A 16,585-nucleotide genomic window follows, 5' to 3' on the forward strand; every position below is an offset into this window, starting at 1 on the left:
AGCTTTTCCCCACCTTAATACGGTACTGATTCTTCATTGGTATTAATTTTGCTCAGACACTAAAATCGCCTGGGTATTTGGTTCAAGCGCTTTGAATATATGTTCTAGATCTGCCGGATAACAGATATAATCACCTTCACCTAATTCTTCCGGTGCTTCTGTTAATCCTACCAATGCCCGGCCTTGGGTGATGATAATATGCTCCACCGAACCAGGTGGATGTGGGTGAGAAATACGATCTGCTCCCGGTTGAGTCATCAACAAGTAAATATCACGGCGTGCGCCCGGTGGGCAGGTAGCCAGTAAAGTTGCCTGATAGTTAGCCTGTTCCGCAATCACTTTAGTGCCTTCACCCCGTCTAATTACCTGTGTTTTGTTGCTTTGCGGTTCCAACAGACGGGCAAAGGGGATATTCAGTGCCACACATAATGCCCAAAGTGTCTCCAGACTGGGGTTCCCACTACCAGCTTCCAATTGTGACAACGTGGATTTTGCAATACCTGCACGTCGGGAGACTTCCGCTATAGAAAGGCCTATTCGTGCACGTTCACGAGCTAAACTCTTCGCGATTACACTGATTGGCTGTGTCATGCTATTGTTCCAGTATGTTCATTAAAACGAACATAATGTTCGTCTTGATAAAATGCTTAATTCTGTTCATTATAATGGAAATTAGTTCGATATGGATAAAATTGCATGTTCACTCATTATTTCTCCTGTCTGAAAGGTGACATTAAAAAATCAATCTTTCTGGTCTGTTTGGCCGTAGGTATAGTTGGCGTTTCCTATGGTTCGTTGGCTATGGCTTATGATTTTCCTTTATGGGTCCCACTCGCCTTATCCACATTAGTACTGGCGGGAGCATCAGAGTTTATGTTTATTGGCATTGTTGCCAGCGGCGGTAATCCTCTTGCAGCAGCGGTAGCAGGCTTATTAGTTAATGCCCGCCATTTTCCTTTCGGAATAGCTGTACGCGAGTTAGTTGGAAAACGCATGATGGGATTTTTGGGAAGCCACATTATGAATGATGAAAGTGTGGTTTTTGGTATGTCACAACCAACTCCTGAACAACGCAAAGCCGCCTATTGGTTATGCGGTATCGGCGTTGCTGTATTCTGGCCACTCGGCGTAATCATTGGTTGTGTGGTCGGTAAATTTCTGCCTGCCCCGGAAGCCATTGGGCTGGATGCTGTTTTCCCTGCTATTTTATTGGCGTTGGTTATCCCGTCATTCAAAAACAAAACTACACTTACTCGAGCTTCCAGCGGAGCAGTGCTTTCACTGGCCGCAGTACCTTTCACTCCAGTTGGGATGCCGGTACTGATGTCATTATTGGGCTTACTGATGAGGAAAAAATAATGGCAAATTATACCCTGATTATTATTGGCATTGCGGTACTTTCGATCGGCACTTATTTGATGCGCCTCGGCGGGGCAAAACTGGGTAATAAATTGGCATTATCTGAACATTCTCAGGCATTGCTTGCCGATGCAGCAACCACACTGTTGTTCGCTGTGGCACTCGCAGCCACCTTCTACGAAAGTGACCATTTTGCTGGCATGGCGCGTGTATTGGGTGTTGCCGTCGCGGTCTTTCTCGCCTGGCGGAAAATGCCACTGATTGTCGTGATTTTGGCTGCGGCAATCGTAACAGCATTACTACGCTATGCTGGTGTCAATTAAAAAATATAAAATATTATTGGGCATCCACACTCATTTAACTGGGTGCCCAAGTAACTATAACCGCGTTAAAACGACAAACGGATAGCCAGTGCAATCAATGTGACAAAAAGAACTGGTAAAGTCATGATGACACCCACACGGAAATAATATCCCCAAGAAATAGTGATATTTTTCTGCGATAGTACATGTAACCAAAGCAGTGTTGCCAAACTACCAATAGGTGTGATTTTTGGCCCAAGATCGCTGCCAATAATATTGGCGTAAATCATAGCATCTTTAAGAACACCCGTAGCTGTGCTGGCATCAATTGAAAGTGAGCCAATAAGGACAGTAGGCAAATTATTCATCACCGATGACAGTATTGCCGTCAGAAAACCAGTGCTGAGTGTTGCGACCCAGATACCGTGTTCAGCAAAAGTATTCAATATGGCAGATAAGATATCTGTCAAACTGGCATTTCGTAAGCCGTACACCATCAGATACATCCCTAGTGAGAAAAAGACAATTTGCCACGGAGCACCTTTCAACACTTTTCTGGTATTGATCACATGACCACGACGTGCGACCAGACAAAGAATAATAGCGGCGATAGCAGCGACAAAGCTAACTGGTACTCCCAGAGGCTCAAGGGCAAAGAAGCCGATCAATAATAAAATCAGAACAACCCATCCAGTTTTGAATGTTCGCTCATCACGGATTACTTCACGTGGAACTTTCAATTTTGTGATGTCATAAGTAGCCGGAATATCTTTTCGGAAAAACAGATGAAGCATGACTAGCGTGGAGATGATTGCAGCAATATCGACCGGGATCATGACTGAAGCATAATTATGAAAACCGATATGAAAAAAGTCAGCGGAAACAATATTCACCAGATTAGAAACGATCAGCGGCAAACTTGCAGTATCTGCAATAAATCCTGCTGCCATGACAAATGCCAGCGTTGTACCACGGCTAAAACCGAGTGCCAATAACATTGCAATAACAATAGGTGTTAAGATAAGTGCCGCACCATCGTTGGCGAACAGCGCTGCAACAGAGGCACCGAGAAGAATAATGTAGGTGAATAGCCAACGACCTTTGCCTTTTCCCCAACGGGCAACATGCAACGCTGCCCATGCAAAAAAGCCGGATTCATCAAGTAACAGACTGATAATAATCACTGCTATAAAGGTTGCTGTAGCGTTCCAAACAATTTGCCACACCACAGGAATATCGCCGATCTGAACTACGCCGGTGATCAAGGCAAGTATCGCACCCATTGTAGCACTCCAGCCAATACCCAACCCTTTTGGTTGCCATATCACAAGAATTAAAGTCAGAACAAAAATTGCACCTGCTAGCCACATGGTTATCTCCGAAATTTATATATGTGATTTTTCAAATATGTTAGAGTAAATTTTTTAATCAATTATTGGCAAACAGATTTGCCATTTGTTGCTGTATTAACCTGATGAAGACGCTTACTTAATTGAATAATCTCTACATACTGACACTGCGCAGCTTGTTCAAGGATATTCGCTGCCCAAACGGAAATATGTGGTGAGAGATGATAGTAGATCCATTTGCCTTCCCGCCGATCTAGCAGTAATCCCGCTTCTCTAAGCATTCCCAAGTGTCGTGAGGTTTTAGACTGTGGTTGCTGAAGTGCGCTTGAGATATCGCAGACACACAATTCACCGACTTCACGCAGCAATAGTATGATACTCAGACGCGTCTCATCAGAAAGATATTTAAAAAATTGAAGTGGGGTAAGCTGAGTCATAAATACTCCTATTGTTGAATAAGAGATAATACTTAGTAGTTACATGGAGTCAATAATATATTTGCTAAAATGAATATGTTCTTTGTGAATACATGATGTCAGTCAGGACAGATAAAAAATAATATTAAACCACATTTATCTGTTAAATGAGAATGTTACCAAACAATGGTAATACACTTACCTGAATCCGCACGTTAAACTATGGCTTATCCATTTACTAAACAACAAATCATATTATTAAATGACATATAAGGAGCCACTTTATGAAAAATGAAAGAAGACTTTTTTTGAAAAAGGCGAGTGTTACTGGTGCAGTATTTTCATTATTACCTCTGATGCCAGCAGGAGTTCTCGCCTCTTCACAGACTCAACCAAAGAAAGGGGATGGTATTGGTATAGGCGTTTGCGAGATGACCGCAGAGGAAATGTCAGGTCCATATTTTATAAATAACAAACTTCTGAGAAGGAATATAACAGAGGATGAACCAGGAATACCTCTGTTATTGACAATGCAAGTCATTGATTCTGTAACCTGTAAACCTTTAAATGATATCCTTATTGATATATGGCATTGTAATGCAATGGGAAAGTACTCAGGTTGGAAATACATAAACTCAGACCTTGAGGCTCCCTCTGATAATATAGGAACAATTTCAAGAACTGATGAAAGCACATTTCTTCGTGGGGCACAAAGGACAGACAAAGACGGTATAGTCAGATTCACCACAATTTTCCCTGGATTTTATGCTGGAAGAGCTATACATATCCATTTATCAGCAAGGAATGCGAATGTACAAAAAAGACAGGAAGATAAATTCTATTTTGTAGGCCAACTCTATTTCCCTGAGGATATATCTAAAGAAGTAATGATTAATGATATGTATTCTCCAAGGGATATTAATAGGCTTAAAAATGAAGATGATTCTATCTTTTCTGGCGTTAAAAATAGAGCTGCAATTTTGACAGTAAAAAAAATAGGTGATAATACATTGGATGGATTACATGGAAAGATAGTTTTATCTATTAATAAAGACAATGTGTCCAAGAAAATAACCCCTAAAGACTTGGCTAAACACACTGTGTAGGTGAATCTAATTTAGAAAAAATCCTCCATACCTGGGTTTGAGATCCAACAGGATGAAAATATTAGCTCAGTCCTGATCTAATGAGATGGACGTCCCACATGGCGTCAATTGTATCAAAATGAAATAGCCATATTCATTTTACGGGAGCGTCCATCATGTGTAATAGTGGATACTGATATAAACATTAAATGATATCTGAAGAATGGGGTTCTATCGTGGCTGTCTCAAAAAAGATCAATAAAAGAACAGTTTTAAATTAATATAAACAATATTTTTGACGGTTCTGGCTTACAATCCCATATTGGAGCGGTGTATGTTGATTACCTTAACTGACGTAAACAAGAACAATTACGAAGCTGTCTGCGGCCTATCAGTAACTGATGACCAACTTGATTATATTGCCGAAAATGTGTGGTTCCTTGCTCAATCCAAATTCTACCCTTTATACCAAACGCGCGCAATTTGTCTGGATGGGGAGCCTGTTGGTTTTTTCATGTGGGTACCCGATGTTGACCAAAGAATAACGATTTGGCGATTTATGGTGGATAAAAACCATCAAAACAAGGGTATTGGGCGTAAAGCACTATCGCTGGCGCTTGATGAAATCAGGTGCACAGATCAGTTGGAAGCAATAGCAATCAGTTATGATCCGAATAATCTCGTGGCGAAAAATCTTTATGCCAGTTTTGGTTTCGTTGAGGTTGGCATGGATGAAGAAGTTGAAGAGATGCTAGCTGTTATCAAAATTTAGGTGGTTTGCGCCCATCTATTCGAAAAGTTTATTCACTGTTATTCACTACAAATTGATCTGAATACCATACACGAAGGCCTTAGATTAAGCTGGCAACATTTTAGCTAGTTCCGGCTTACAACCCCATCCTTTATTGCCCGTTCAACTTGCTTGAAAATTTTATTGTTATTTATCAAATGGTTAAATTAAACTAGGAAATCAAAATCTTTCTACTTACTAAAAGATACATTTGAAAAAGTAAGCTTTATTGAATAAGATGGCGTGAGTGATTAGCCGTAATTTTTACGTAGCTCAACCATTAATACGCGCTCAAAATGAGCAAAAAACAAACTATCAGGAATGGGGAAATGGAAATGTCTGTTCCGTTCAAACTATATCTATGGATTGATATCTATGGATTATGTCTTGGCGAACTTCAGACATTGAAGTTGGGAGACAGCTTTGAACAACGATAATCAAAATAAAAATAACCACGAAAACAATAGTGATGAAAAATCACTGGTGGTGATGACCGGCTCTCAACAAGAGCAGGGGATGTTGATGTCGTTATCAGCACCGGGAAAACGAATATACGACAATCCGGCAATTGCATATCTTGTTAGTCTCGGATCAAAACGCAGTCGCCAAACTATGAAATCATTTTTAGATATTGTGGCAAAGATGCTGGGGTATCAAAGTGTGCAGGACTGTACTTGGCATGTACTCCGTCGTCATCATGTTCAAGCAATTATGGAAATGCTTTCAGATTCGGGTAAAGCTCCCGCAACAATTAATACTTATCTTTCTGCGTTGAAAGGTGTTGCATTGGAAGCATGGACAATGAAACAACTCGACACTGACAGTTTTCAACATATAAAACAGGTGAAATCCGTCAGGGGAAATAGGTTGCCAAAAGGTAGAGCGCTTGAACGCTATGAAATAAAAACTTTATTTTTTACCTGTGAAAATGATACTAGCACTAAAGGGTTACGTGATGCTGCTATCATTGGTGTGCTTGTTGGGTGTGGACTGCGCCGTTCAGAAATTGTTTCGCTCGATATAAAACACATTATCCATCGCGAACAAGCTTTAAGAGTTATGGGAAAAGGTAATAAAGAAAGGCTATCCTATATGCCGGAAGGAACATGGAAACGTTTAACTCGTTGGATAGATGAAGTACGCGGGGATCATTCAGGCCCACTTTTTACCCGAATCCGTCGCCATGATGATGTAACCGATAACCGTTTGTCAGATCAAGCAATCTATCACATTCTTGAGATTCGTAGAATAGAAAGCGGGCTGGAAAAATTTGCACCACATGATTTGCGCAGAACATTTGCATCAGCCATGTTGGATAATGGTGAGGATATCGTAACTGTTAAAGATGCTATGGGACACTCAAGTATCACTACAACCCAGAAATATGATCGTCGTGGAGATGAACGGTTAAGAAACGCAGCTAGAAATTTAAATTTTTGACATCACGACTTGCTTTCCTGAAAAATACTGTTGATGAGATTTAATGATATTGCCCGAAATTAGGTTCGGGCAACTTATCTATCAAGAAAGCTTTATCACTTATAGCACAGTTCAAGCCAATTACTCTTTCGCTACTTTTATTGGGCAAACAAACCCATCAGGTTTGATAGCCAACAAATCACATTTAAGTCGATCGATAACATGTTCTGCTGTATTACCCAAAAACGCAGCTGACAAGCCTGTTCGACCAAGAATGCCTAAAACAACCACACCTGTATTTAATTCATCGCATATGTCAGGAATTACTTTTTCTGGCACACCTTCATGAACATGAGTCTGCTGTTCATCAATACAAAATTTCTGCCGCAATCCTTTCATGGCGATCAAATGTTGACCGCGCAATGCTTGGTTATACACATTAGGATCAAAGTCAGGCAGCTCAGTTGCAATATTTAAAGGTGCAACTGGATAAGCGCTAACGAGATGAATCAAGGGATCTTTTACAATTCGATTGGCAAGGTCTTGCGTTTCACGTACTAATTTCAGATTCAATTCATTATGGTAAGGTTCTTCGTTGGATAAATTGACGGCAACAACAGCAGAACCATTTTCTGGCCATACTTGATCTTTTACCATCCAGACTGGACAAGGGCACTTACGTAATAGGTGCCAGTCAAGCGGAGTAAAAATTATGGATTCCAACCGAGAGTGTTGATGTGTCATTTTCAATAATAAGTCATGATTTTCAGTGATAACTTCTTGAATAATGGCTTCATAAGAATGATTATTCCAAACCACCTTGATCTCAATATCAATGCCTGATTCAAGATAGTAATGGGCTTGTTGTTTTATCCAAGCGACTCGTTGGCCTATTACACCTTTTCGCATCGCATTTCTTTCTTCAGGAGAAAGCAAAGTGGTCATTTCATATGAAAGGTCATAAATAGGTAGAAACGCTTTAATTCGCCCTCCGTTACGTTGCACAATATAAACTGCACGCCTTAACGCGGGTTGATCATCCTGATTGGGATCAATTGCAACCAAGAGATTTTGGTAGTTTGCCATATTGAGTTCCTCGCAGAGTCTGGAGCCTCTTTCATATAGAAAGATAAACCAATATAGACAACTATAACAGGGTAAAAGCATGCCAGATCAGCAAAATATAGTGATCTGGCTTAAAATTTAGCTAACGCTAGGACGCATTAGCTGGAGACTTACCAACCAACTCAGTCAATTTATCCATATTTTCAACCGAGATATACTTACCTTTAACAGCCAAAATACCATTTTTCTGGAAACGGCCAAGTAGGCGACTAATTGTTTCAACAGTCAAGCCTAAATAATTACCAATGTCACCGCGTGTCATGGTAAGGCGGAATTCACGGGGTGAAAACCCACGTTGTGCAAAGCGACGTGACAGGTTGTAAATAAAGGCCGCCAGTCTCTCTTCAGCATTCTTTTTAGAAAGCAGCAATATCATCTCTTGATCGCCTTTAATTTCTCCACTCATCAAACGCATCATCTGTTGGCGAAGATTAGGCATTTTCCCAGAGAGGTCATCCAACGTTTCAAATGGGATTTCACACACCATTGACGTTTCCAGAGCTTGGGCAAAGCTTGGGTGTTCAGTATTAATGATGGCATCAAATCCAACTAAATCACCAGCAAGGTGAAAACCTGTAATCTGCTCGTCACCTTCTGCTGTAATAGTATAGCTTTTGATAGTCCCAGATCGGATGGCATAAAGTGATTTCAGTGTATCACCAGCCTTAAATAACGTTTGCCCTTTCTGGATGGGTTTTTTACGCTCAATAATATTATCAAGCTGGTCAAGTTCATGCTCATTTAAGGTGAAAGGAATGCAAAGCTGGCTAATGCTACAATCTTGACAGTGGATTGCACAACCACCAGATTGAATCCGACGAATAATACGTTTTTCCGGGATCATAGGAAATGCTCATTAGAAGTAATGGAGATGCGTAAATTTAACATATTTAGGTTGCTCTGATAAGAGCTAGGTACATCCATTAATCACGGTATTTATCATCACTAACGAAAAAAATGATTCTTTGTGGATTAACTTTTAATTTACATAAAATTTTTAGCCACTCAATATAATATCTTAAACAAAATGAAATTGGATTAATAATATGAAGGAATAGGTAATAATTTGATTAAGGTGGCTATTTTATTGTTTCTGGAGTTATTAACATACTTATCACTGAAATGATCAATCAATATACATTTTTTATTATGTGAAATTTATGGTAAATAATTCATACTGTCTTGGTCGATTATCCTACTCTTTTCTTTCTTTGTTCCACGTACCAGAAACCGTGACAGAGTCACGGTTTCTGGTATATCGTAAGTCACTATTATCATTATTTATAGTTTTATGTAGAAATATTACCAACCTAATATTATAAGATAATATTCTCATTTCTTTGTGGTAGTGCACAAATTTAAAGTTAACTATTAATTTATAATTAATATTATAAGAACTATGTTTTATATCTCTATAAAATAGATTGACTCGACATAAGTTGCAGAATGTTTTTTATGCAACGATCGAAAATGAAACAAATTATTTTCAGTTAGTTATTGTGGGTGTTTTATCACCATCACAAGGCATTGGCCATTAAAGCAGAAAATAAAAATAAATTATTAATAATTTTTTAAATTCTTAATTTCCGACAAAACACAAAGAATCAGTTAAAAGGTTGCGTGATTATGACTAAACCATTTCATCCGAATTTAAATGTAGATGCGTTATTTTTGGGGCCAAAATCAGAGAATGCTGTTTTTTTTAGGGAGATGATGGATTATGCGGTTAGCGAACACATGCATTGGCGCTCAGGTTTTCATCCCGAAGATTCTACCTTGGTGACATCTGTTGATCGCTACGAACATAACTATAGAGAAACGCTTTATCGGACAGAAGGGATTTTAAATCAGTTGTCTGCAAAACTGAAAAATACGTCTATTCCTTTCTTTTCGCCCCGTTACCTTGGTCATATCAGCAGTGATACTTTAATGGTTTCTAATCTTGCCTACGTTATGGCTATGATGTACAACCCGAATAACTGTAGTTATGAAGCATCCCCGACAACTACAGAATTAGAGATTGAATCAGGATTAGACCTTTGCCGAATGTTTGGCTATAACCCTCAACAATCCTGGGGGCACATTACTTCTGGTGGCACAGTAGCTAACTATGAAGGGGTGTGGGTAGCCAGAAATTTAAAAACATTGCCTTTTGCAATATCTCAGCATCCTAAAGCAAAAGATTTGGTCGACCATAAGACATCTCGTCAGTTGAAAAATCTGCCAACCGCTGAAATTTTAGATTTGATAACCGAACTGCAAAAACGGGGACTCTTTGAAGAAATTCGCGATATGACATGCCGTGGTACAGGTATTAAAGCGGAAATTCTGGGCAAGCTGTTAGTTCCACAATCCAAACATTATTCTTGGATGAAAGCTGCAGATATTTTCGGGATTGGTCAGGAAAATATTATTCCACTACCTGTCAATGAAGATTATCAAACTGACGTTGCTCAAATGCGAAAAATCACTTTTGAATTAATTGAACAAGGTGAACCCATTTTGGCAATGGTTGCTGTAGTAGGAACGACTGAAGTTGGCGCAATTGATCGAATTGATGAAGTTGTTGCATTGAGGAAAGAATGTGAAGAACGCTATGGCGAATCATTCTATATCCACGTTGATGCAGCCTATGCGGGATATGCATGTTCCATGCTCCTGAATGAGCGGGGAGAATTTATAGAATATGATGAACTGGCCAGTTACCATCGGTCGGTGGGGATTATGCCGGAAAATATCAGCTGGCCTAAACCGGAAGTCTATCAGAGCTTCAAGGCATTGAAAGAAGTTGACTCGATTACAGTGGACCCGCATAAAGTTGGTTTCATTCAATATGCTGCGGGTGCTATCTGCATGAAAGACAAACGTATCCTAGACCTGATCTCTTCTCGTGCAGCATATGTCTTCGAAGACAATAATGATAAAACAAATACCAGCAACCGAGGAATTCTCGGCTCATCCATTATGGAAGGTTCAAAAGCGGGAGCAACAGCAGCGGCACTTTGGGCTGCCCATCGTTTATTGCCTTTGAATATTAATGGATATGGGAAAGTCATTGCTGCCGGTATCGTCACAGCCCAAAGGCTATTGAATAAATTGGCAAATTTATCGCCAATAGAAATCGGTAAACATCGATTTGAAGCACATATTTTCCCATCCCCTGATTTTCATATGATCAACTTTACCTTCAAAGAAATTGGTAACGACAGCCTGAGCAATCATAATGCTCTCAACAAGCGTTTATACGAACTTTGCTCATATTCTGCAGGACGTGCTTATACCAACGATTTTCTCACATCATCAACTATATTGGATTATAAAGAATATGGTGATACGCCATGGCTCTATGCAGAGAAATGTGGTTTTAATCGTAATGAATGGGAAGAGGTTCGCAATATCTATGTATTACGTGCTGCGGTAATGACTTACTGCTTACGCGATGAAGAGCACTTTGAAGAATTTTGGGAGCAGCTTCAAGCTATCTTTGTTAAGAAATTGAATCAGGTTGTTGATGAGGAAGAGAAAAAAGCACGAATAAAATTGGGGTTAGAAGTGCCATTTGTTGGTTAATAATCATAAATTCCAATATTAATTAAGTTAGTGTTTGTAGTTTGAGATAATAAATTAATTGTATTAGTCCCAACTCAATCTGACACATCAACTTGAAAAAATGAAAGTTACCCGCTTTGATATAGGCGTCTAATCCTTAATCAAAAGCAAAAGGTAACTTTCATAATCCACATTAACAATCCCATCCTCAAACATAAAGTTGGTCTCCTTAATTTAGCTCAGGAACTGAATAATGTCTCTAAGGCTAGTAAAGTGGTGAGTCTCTACCGGGACATATTTTATCGCTATCAGGAACCAAGGTAAAATCTGTTGTGGTCGGACACACATGGAAAACGGATTTGGGCTGAAAAGAATTTAACCCCCAATTTAATCTGGCAGACACCATAAAAAATGGGTAACTGTCAGTGAGTTTTCAGTGTAATGGTAATAAATTAACGGTTGGGTATAATCAGAAAGGTCTTGATACTAAAGGTAAATTATCAAAAATAGACCTTGTGCAAATTTAGACTCTACCTAAAGGTATTAAAAAAATTGATTTTTATGGTCATGACTTAAAATTACTTTTTGACAGCCGTCTCCCAGATAAGAATAGTTTTGACAGTGTCATATATAAACTTAACGTCCTTAATGTCAGTGATAAAAACGTAGTCGTTGCCTTTGCGTCAAACGGTATCAAAGAAATTGGGGTAAAAGGTTGGTCACCTATTTTTGATGGTAAATTATTTAAAGGTGTGGCTAATGAAAGTCTAATTGGTCAGTGTAGACATATTCATGCTGTTGATATTGTTAAATAACTAAATGATGGGATTAAATCTCCCCATTTAATTTTTGTCACGTTTCCCAAATCTGGCAGCGGGCTATTTTACTACTGAGTTTTTCGCCACAGTAATATATTTAGAGTGTTGGCCTCGAAACTCCCATTTAGTGTTTTGTTCAAAAAGTGTATTTATCGTGCGTTTCCGTATAGTTGGGCTTCAGACCCCTACAAAGTGTATCGTTACCTCTATAAAAAGAGAGCCGCTCGCACTTAAGCGAGCGGTACCATAAATCTCTACAGAGCCGTACAGTGATGTTATGCCTTAATAACCGGAAAACTCACAATCTTCACAACCGATAAATGTATTTATAACTATGAAATCCTAGATCCTCCTCACAGATTTGAATATTTTTCCTGATGAAAAAGCTGAAAGTTACATGTATGTATCTAATTCCTTTGTTTATTTTACGCTTTCGCTACAAATTTGACGATAATACAACCATTAAATATATTAAATCATAGGTTATATTTTATGTATTCCAATCCATCAGGAGGTAACCATGTCGATGCCAACGCTCAGGCATTTCATTAATGGTCAGTATATTGAAACTAAAGGTTCCGAATATTTTGATCTGGTCAGCCCGGTCACGGGTGAGTCTTATGCGCGTTCTCCTAACGCAACTGTGGCAGATGTTGATGATGCTTATGCATCAGCTAAAGAGGCATTTAAAATATGGGGACGTAGCACACCCTCAGCACGTCAGCAAGCGTTGCTGGCGCTGGCTGATACGGTGGAGAAAAATGCTGAACGTCTGATTGAGGCACAAAGCCGCAATACAGGGCAACTCAAACACTTGATTGCTTCCGAGGAGATTGCGACGTCGGTGGATCATATCCGCTTCTTCGCCGGTGCTGCGCGTTTTTTGGAAGGCAAGGCGACAGCGGAATATCTTTCTGGCATGACCACCAGCATCCGGCGTGAACCACTGGGCGTGGTAGGGCAGGTTACCCCATGGAACTATCCGTTGATGATGGCGGTATGGAAAGTAGCGCCAGCTCTGGCAGCAGGTAATGCTGTGGTGCTTAAACCGAGCGATACGACACCGGAGAGTACGCTGTTGCTGGCTGAACTGTCCGCTCCGTTCTTCCCTGCCGGCACCGTCAACGTGGTGCTGGGTAATGCCAGTGCGGGTGCACTGGTTGTTTCACACAAAACGCCGGCTATGGTTTCCATTACCGGTTCCGTACGTGCGGGGTTGCAAGTCGCGTCTTCAGCGGCGGCGAATCTCACCAGAGCGCATCTGGAGCTGGGTGGCAAAGCACCGGCAGTTGTTTTTGCCGATGCGGATATCGACAAAGCAGTAGAAACCATTGCTATCGCAGGGTGCTTCAATGCGGGTCAGGATTGTACGGCAGCTTCACGCGTGCTGGTGCATGAATCTATTTACGATATCTTTGTCACTAAACTGGTGGCGGCAGCTAAAGCAACCAGTTTTGGTGATCCAGAAGATAAATCGGCGCTGTATGGGCCACTTAATAATGTTCGCCAGCTGGAACAGGTCAAAGGGTTCATTGCGCGTCTGCCTGCGCATGCCCGCATCGAAATAGGGGGTTGTCAGGCTGATCGTTCGGGGTATTACTTCGAACCTACAGTGATTACCGGTCTGGAGCAGCATGATGAAATGATCCAGACCGAGATTTTTGGCCCGGTTATCACCGTGCAGAAATTTCTAACAGAACAAGATGCTATCGAGAAAGCTAACGATGTGAAATACGGGTTGGCCTCGAGTGTCTGGACCCGCGACCACGGTCGCGCGTTACGCTTGTCCCGTGAGCTTGATTTTGGAACGGTCTGGATTAACACCCATATCCCTCTGACGGCAGAGGCACCGCATGGCGGCTTCAAGCATTCTGGATATGGCAAAGATCTGTCGGCTTATGGTTTCGATGAATATACGCGTATCAAACATGTGATGAGTTCCAACGACTGACACAGGACACTCCTAATGAATCAAAATAGATATTCGCACGATCTGGTGTCATGCGCACACCACGAGCTGTTTACTGACCATGATGTGGGGGCACTTAAACGTTATTTTGCCCCGAATTTTATTGAACATTCCCCATTGGTTAAAGATGGCCTTGCCGGGCTGCGTGAGCTGATCCAGACGCATCCTGAACTGCACCATGAAACGTATCGCGTACTACAGGATGGCGACTTAGTTGCTATCCACGGCCGTTTTACGGGGTTAGACGAGCAACCGTTGGTCGGTTTCGATCTGTATCGGGTTGCCGATGGCTTAATCGTGGAGCACTGGGATGGCTTAGTACCGCAATCCGCGCCTAACGCCAGTGGCCGAACTCAGTTAGACGGTCCGACTGAAGCGGGCCATAATCATGACAGGGAGAAAAACCGTAAACTGGTAGTTAACTTTTTCACGCGTACCCTGATCGAAGGACACTATGATGAGTTTGGAAATTACACCAATGGTGAAGCCTTTCGCCAGCACAGTCCTGATATCCCTGATGGTACGGCTGCGATCATTGCGTTTCTTAAGCGACTCAAGGATGAAGGGCGGGGCCTGCATTATGCCAAAATCCACCGTACCGTCGCTGATGGGCAATTTGTTCTGAGCCATTCGGAGGGGAGTATCGCCGGAGCACGTCACAGTTACTTTGAGTTATGGCGCGTTGAAAACAGCAAAGTGGCTGAGCTTTGGGATGCTATCGCACCAGTACCGGAAGATGCACAAGCACTGCATCGCCACGGTATTTTTTAGTGCTATTTGCAGGTATGCTGAAATCCCGTGTCATTTCAATCAGGAATTAAATCATGACGGCGTATTCCATCGTCTACGCACCGCTCGATCAAGCCACCAGGACCGAACAGGTTGTGGCACGTTTAAGTAACGCGATCATCTCCGGGATATTACAAACTGATGAGCAGCTACCTAACGAAAACGAGCTGTCGCGGCGGTTAGGTGTGTCACCGGTAACTGTTCGTGATGCGCTGAACACGCTACGCGCTAGGCAATTGATCGATACTCGACGTGGACGTCATGGCGGGAGTTTTGTGTGTCAGGTTTCCGTTGAAACAATGCGGAAATATCACCCGTTGCGGTTGATGGCTTCAGGCGAACTGGCAGATTTCAGCGAATTTCACTGTGCAGTGATCGGTCATAGCGCGCAGCTTGCAGCTCAACGTTCAATGCCGGGTGAGCTGAGAAAGCTTGAGCAACTGATCGACAGCTTTGCGGCTGCGGCGCAACCGGATATCCGTATACAGACAGATATGCGCTGTCTGTTAACCTTGGCATCCCAAGCACAGTCGGCCCGGCTTGCCAACCAAGAGCTGGAGATCCAGGCTGAATGGACGCCTTTGATGGGGATTCTGTACCAAGAAGCTGCCATTCACAGCGAAGTTGCTGCTGCTTGGCATACACTTCTGGCTGCGCTGTATAAGGGTGATGGTCTGGCATGTTACCAGCTGGCGCAGAAGATGATTATCCGAATTACTGACCACCTGCTTGAATGCAAATTGCGTATGGATGCTGATGAACCATTCTTGCAGGGATCTGATCGCGAGTAACGCGGCTGCATTCATCCCAGGAGAGAGGGAGGCATATGTACAACGACATACACGTAGAACGGGCCAGGAGCATTCTGGACGATATTCTGGTCACGGCGCAGCGGGCTACCGCAGCGCTGGCGGATAAGGCAGCACGTATTTTATTGGCGCTGCCGTTATACCATACAGAAGGTGTCCAATTGGCGCGGGAGCAGCGCGATGCATTGCAAAAACATATCCACGATGTACTGCGTCACAACGCTTGGTGTAATGGGGCGGGATTCGCCAGCTATGCGGTAACAAAGGGAGTTGGAGAGGAGGGAGGTTACTGGACGCTGGAGTGGTGGCGTCAGGAAAGGGATACCCTTCAGTATGCCCAGCTGGAACATAATCAGGAGCAGCGCAGGCGCCTGGATTTCCGATTGTTTGAGTGGTTCCGGCAGCCTGCCAGTCGCCATCTTCCCATCATTGATGGCCCCTATGTGGATTATGTCTGCAACGGCGCTTACACGATTACGATAGCCCATCCAGTGCTTATCGGTGAGGAGTTTGCCGGTGTTACAGCGGTAGATATTTTGGTTTCGACACTGGATCGGTTACTTCTGCCGATTTTGGGTGCTATCGGTAAGCCAGCATTAATTATTAATGATGATGCGCGGGTTGTGACTTCAACTATACCGGGTGTTCGTTCAGGTTCGCTCTTCAAGGGCCAAAATGTTAACCGATCGGCCGATGGTGAAGTACCTTCACTGCGTCTGGTGATCCTGCCGTCATTACACACTGAATCACACAGGGCGTTTATCTGCTGAAGCCCACTTATTCAGATTACTGAGGAGCTTTTACTT

General features: G+C 42.0%; 15 protein-coding genes and 1 pseudogene. 11 read left to right on the forward strand and 5 right to left on the reverse strand.

Features of this window, described 5'->3' with window-relative positions; translation table 11 throughout:
• Positions 1 to 42 precede the first annotated feature (42 nt).
• Positions 43 to 591 (reverse strand): helix-turn-helix domain-containing protein, encoded by a 549-nt coding sequence (locus Xvie_RS12570; RefSeq protein WP_086109654.1) that lies wholly within the window; start codon positions 589 to 591, stop codon positions 43 to 45.
• Between the two features lie 105 nt (positions 592 to 696).
• On the opposite strand from Xvie_RS12570, the gene Xvie_RS12575 reads away from it, so the two are divergent.
• Positions 697 to 1,359 (forward strand): AzlC family ABC transporter permease, encoded by a 663-nt coding sequence (locus tag Xvie_RS12575; protein ID WP_086109655.1) that lies wholly within the window; start codon positions 697 to 699, stop codon positions 1,357 to 1,359.
• Positions 1,359 to 1,682 (forward strand): AzlD domain-containing protein, encoded by a 324-nt coding sequence (locus Xvie_RS12580; RefSeq protein WP_086109656.1) that lies wholly within the window; start codon positions 1,359 to 1,361, stop codon positions 1,680 to 1,682. Before Xvie_RS12575 ends, Xvie_RS12580 begins: the two co-directional genes overlap by 1 nt.
• Before the next feature lie 65 nt (positions 1,683 to 1,747).
• On the opposite strand, the gene Xvie_RS12585 is transcribed toward Xvie_RS12580, so the two are convergent.
• A complete protein-coding gene (locus Xvie_RS12585; RefSeq protein ID WP_086109657.1) occupies positions 1,748 to 3,031 on the reverse strand; it encodes an arsenic transporter in 1,284 nt (427 codons plus the stop codon).
• Positions 3,032 to 3,093: 62 nt separating this feature from the next.
• Complete coding sequence (locus Xvie_RS12590) at positions 3,094 to 3,447, reverse strand: metalloregulator ArsR/SmtB family transcription factor (RefSeq protein ID WP_086109658.1); 354 nt, start codon at positions 3,445 to 3,447, stop codon at positions 3,094 to 3,096.
• Positions 3,448 to 3,710: 263 nt separating this feature from the next.
• Here Xvie_RS12590 and Xvie_RS12595 point away from each other — a divergent pair, with 263 nt between their 5' ends.
• The 3 genes from Xvie_RS12595 to Xvie_RS12605 all read left to right on the forward strand — a co-directional run bounded on the left by Xvie_RS12595 (position 3,711) and on the right by Xvie_RS12605 (position 6,741).
• Entirely contained in the window at positions 3,711 to 4,532 is an 822-nt protein-coding gene (locus tag Xvie_RS12595) for an intradiol ring-cleavage dioxygenase (protein WP_086109659.1), read from the forward strand.
• Between the two features lie 313 nt (positions 4,533 to 4,845).
• Entirely contained in the window at positions 4,846 to 5,283 is a 438-nt protein-coding gene (locus tag Xvie_RS12600; protein WP_086109660.1) for a GNAT family N-acetyltransferase, read from the forward strand.
• 540 nt (positions 5,284 to 5,823) lie between these two features.
• Positions 5,824 to 6,741, forward strand: coding sequence for a tyrosine-type recombinase/integrase (locus tag Xvie_RS12605; RefSeq protein ID WP_422645935.1), 918 nt, complete (start codon positions 5,824 to 5,826; stop codon positions 6,739 to 6,741).
• 120 nt (positions 6,742 to 6,861) lie between these two features.
• Here the strand turns inward: Xvie_RS12605 and uspE are convergent, their stop codons facing one another.
• Positions 6,862 to 7,806 carry a universal stress protein UspE gene (gene uspE, locus Xvie_RS12610; protein WP_086109662.1) on the reverse strand — a complete coding sequence of 315 codons (945 nt, stop codon included), beginning with the start codon at positions 7,804 to 7,806 and terminating at the stop codon, positions 6,862 to 6,864.
• Between the two features lie 127 nt (positions 7,807 to 7,933).
• Entirely contained in the window at positions 7,934 to 8,689 is a 756-nt protein-coding gene (locus Xvie_RS12615) for an FNR family transcription factor (RefSeq protein ID WP_086109663.1), read from the reverse strand.
• Between the two features lie 782 nt (positions 8,690 to 9,471).
• On the opposite strand from Xvie_RS12615, the gene Xvie_RS12620 reads away from it, so the two are divergent.
• The 6 genes and pseudogenes from Xvie_RS12620 to Xvie_RS12640 all read left to right on the forward strand — a co-directional run bounded on the left by Xvie_RS12620 (position 9,472) and on the right by Xvie_RS12640 (position 16,549).
• Positions 9,472 to 11,415 (forward strand): pyridoxal phosphate-dependent decarboxylase family protein, encoded by a 1,944-nt coding sequence (locus Xvie_RS12620; protein ID WP_086109664.1) that lies wholly within the window; start codon positions 9,472 to 9,474, stop codon positions 11,413 to 11,415.
• 162 nt (positions 11,416 to 11,577) lie between these two features.
• Positions 11,578 to 11,709, forward strand: a pseudogene (locus Xvie_RS21050) (IS481 family transposase); the annotation flags it as partial.
• Between the two features lie 1,029 nt (positions 11,710 to 12,738).
• Positions 12,739 to 14,163 carry a gamma-aminobutyraldehyde dehydrogenase gene (locus tag Xvie_RS12625; RefSeq protein WP_208612580.1) on the forward strand — a complete coding sequence of 475 codons (1,425 nt, stop codon included), beginning with the start codon at positions 12,739 to 12,741 and terminating at the stop codon, positions 14,161 to 14,163.
• 15 nt (positions 14,164 to 14,178) lie between these two features.
• Positions 14,179 to 14,952: a nuclear transport factor 2 family protein gene (locus Xvie_RS12630; protein WP_086109666.1), complete on the forward strand. Its 774-nt coding sequence runs from the start codon at positions 14,179 to 14,181 to the stop codon at positions 14,950 to 14,952.
• A 113-nt stretch (positions 14,953 to 15,065) separates the two neighbouring features.
• Positions 15,066 to 15,761 carry a FadR/GntR family transcriptional regulator gene (locus Xvie_RS12635; protein ID WP_244175618.1) on the forward strand — a complete coding sequence of 232 codons (696 nt, stop codon included), beginning with the start codon at positions 15,066 to 15,068 and terminating at the stop codon, positions 15,759 to 15,761.
• Between the two features lie 35 nt (positions 15,762 to 15,796).
• Positions 15,797 to 16,549, forward strand: coding sequence for a cache domain-containing protein (locus Xvie_RS12640; RefSeq protein ID WP_086109668.1), 753 nt, complete (start codon positions 15,797 to 15,799; stop codon positions 16,547 to 16,549).
• Positions 16,550 to 16,585: the final 36 nt, after the last annotated feature.

This window comes from Xenorhabdus vietnamensis (assembly GCF_002127535.1).
GTDB lineage: Bacteria > Pseudomonadota > Gammaproteobacteria > Enterobacterales > Enterobacteriaceae > Xenorhabdus > Xenorhabdus vietnamensis.